This window comes from Spirosoma utsteinense (assembly GCF_014282275.1).
GTDB classification, from domain to species: domain Bacteria; phylum Bacteroidota; class Bacteroidia; order Cytophagales; family Spirosomataceae; genus Spirosoma; species Spirosoma utsteinense.
Window position 1 is genome coordinate 1 of the sequence record NZ_VFIA01000179.1, and the last position, 512, is coordinate 512.

The window sequence follows — 512 nt, forward strand, 5'->3', positions numbered from 1 at the left end:
CCAGCGAACTGAAATCAGGGCTGTTGCGGGGCGTGGCGGGTACGGCCATGTTCAGCCGTAGCATATCGCCCAGGGTAGGCAGGAAGTTGTTGATGAAGGGCTTGCCAACCGCTAAAGGGTTACCGGCTTTGCCGGTGGCCAGTTGGTAGGGCGCCAGGTTAGGCACCCCCGTGTAGAAGATCGGCAGCAGGTCAACGGCGCGGGGACTCTTGTTGTCAGGCAGCAGAATGCCCCCGAAAGCGGCTTCTGCCAGCGCCGTACCGTTGAGGGCCGCGTTGCCTTTGAGCCCAAACAGACCGGGCTTGCCATTGCGGAAGTCAAACGCGCCCAGCGACTTGCTCTGGATACGCAGGGCGTTCAGCGAAGGGACAGCACTGCCGAACTGAGAGTCGTCCATGTAAAGGGCCAGCTCAGGGTTGGTGAAGTACTTGGCAAACTGGAGGTCTTCTCCGCCGTAGGGCGAGGCAGCGTTCCATTTGTCCTTCATGCCGATGGGGATAACGGCTTCGTTG

Annotated in this window: 1 protein-coding gene; it reads right to left on the reverse strand. The window is 60.5% G+C overall.

The features are described from left to right. Positions 1–512: DUF4331 family protein (locus FH603_RS28380; protein WP_186742790.1), on the reverse strand; the 512-nt coding region annotated here is incomplete at both ends.